3 protein-coding genes are annotated in these 1515 nt (G+C 72.7%); 1 reads left to right on the top strand and 2 read right to left on the bottom strand.

All coding sequences use genetic code 11. The annotated features are described in order from the left end of the window. Positions 1-357, bottom strand: a 357-nt coding sequence (locus tag AB0J52_RS40085; protein ID WP_500188413.1) for a DJ-1/PfpI family protein, incomplete at its 3' end; no start/stop codon positions are given. Positions 358-738: 381 nt separating this feature from the next. Between AB0J52_RS40085 and AB0J52_RS40090 the strand changes: the two genes are divergently transcribed. Next, the gene (locus tag AB0J52_RS40090) at positions 739-894 is read left to right on the top strand and encodes a hypothetical protein (protein ID WP_500188415.1); all 156 of its coding nucleotides are present in this window, start codon (positions 739-741) and stop codon (positions 892-894) included. Between the two features lie 52 nt (positions 895-946). Here the strand turns inward: AB0J52_RS40090 and AB0J52_RS40095 are convergent, their stop codons facing one another. Beyond that, the gene (locus AB0J52_RS40095) at positions 947-1468 is read right to left on the bottom strand and encodes a GNAT family N-acetyltransferase (RefSeq protein ID WP_500188416.1); all 522 of its coding nucleotides are present in this window, start codon (positions 1466-1468) and stop codon (positions 947-949) included. Positions 1469-1515 lie beyond the last annotated feature (47 nt).

Genomic DNA, 1515 nt, shown 5'->3' on the forward strand with positions numbered 1-1515 from the left:
GCGCCTGCCGTCCAGCAGGCCCGCCGCGCCGAGCAGCAGCACGCCGCTGCACACCGACGCCACCCGCCGCGCGCCGCGCGCCGCGTCCCGGACCCAGCCGACCAGCGTCTCGTCCCGGGCGGCGGCGTCCACCCCGGCCCCGCCCACCGTGATGAGCGTGTCGAAGGGCCCGGCGGGGTCGAGGTCGCGGACGCCGTGCCCCGCGACGAACGGCAGCCCGCTGCGCGCCCGGACCTCCCCGGCCTCGGGCGCGACGACCAGGCACTCGTACCGCCCGGTGAACGAGAAGACCTCGAACGGCCCGGTCAGGTCGAGCGACTGGAACCCGTCGAAGACGACGAACACGACACGTTTCACGTCTCCGAGCCTGCGGCCGCCGCCGGGACGGCGTCAACGACGCGTACCCCACAGATCGCGCCACGCATAAACACGGTGCAGCAATTCACCGAAATACCTGTTGACAACTCCCCGGCGCGTCCCACTAATATTCGGGGCATGGAGCTGTGATTCATCTACCGGGTTGAGCCGCCCGCCACGCGCCCGTCCTGAACGAGGACGCGCTCGTCCGCGGCCCGCTCCCCATCTCTCCCTCTCGGCCGTCCCCCGGCCTCGTCATGCACGCCTGCCGCGCCGCCACGTGCGCGTCCAGTCATGCCCCGACGTCCGCCGCCATGGATGACCGGCCATTTTCGCGGCCTTTCACAGGTCGAATTCGAGCATGCCCGGAGGTGTCTCTCTATGCGATTCCACAACGACGACAACCCGCCCTTCTCCAAGGCGCTGGCGAAGAAGAAGTCCAAGCAGGACTTCAAGAACCCGAAGGCCGCCATGGCGGACCGCGGCCGCAAGCACGCCGGCCGCACGCCCACCCGGCAGTTCAACCGGGGCCGGTGAGCCCCCGGCCCGGCCGCCCCCGCGCGGGGGCGGCCGGGCCCTGCTCCGCCGCTCAGCCCTCCGCGCGGACGACCTGGAAGAGGACGTGGTCCTGCCAGCGTCCCGCGATCTTGCAGTAGTCCGGCGCGAGCCCGTACCGGACGAAGCCGTTGCGCTCCAGCACCCGCTGCGAGCGCTCGTTGCGCACGAGCGTCGCGGCCTGCACGCGGTGCAGGCCGAGTTCGCCGAACGCGATCCGCACGATCTCGCCGACCGCCCGCGTGGCCAGCCCGCGCCCGTTCGCCGCGCCGCTCACCCAGTACCCGAGGTTCCCGGACTGGAACGCTCCACGGACGATATCGACCAGGTTGATCCGCCCGGCGATCGCGCCGCCGGAGTCCAGGATCAGGCGCGGCACCGCACGGCCGTGCGCGTGGTCGTCCAGCAGCACGCGCAGCCCGGCGCGCTGGCCGGCCTCGGTGAAGAACTCCTCGTCGCGGACGGGTTCCCACGGCGCGAGGAACTCCCGGTTCGCGCGGTACAGGTCGGCGAGCTCGGCCGCGTCGGCCAGGGAGGCGAGTCGGGTGGCACTCATCCGTCCATGATCGCCGACCCGGCGGGCGGCCGCACGGCCCCGAGGCG

It is taken from the genome of Spirillospora sp. NPDC049652 (assembly GCF_040675125.1).
In the GTDB taxonomy this organism is placed as follows: domain Bacteria; phylum Actinomycetota; class Actinomycetes; order Streptosporangiales; family Streptosporangiaceae; genus Spirillospora.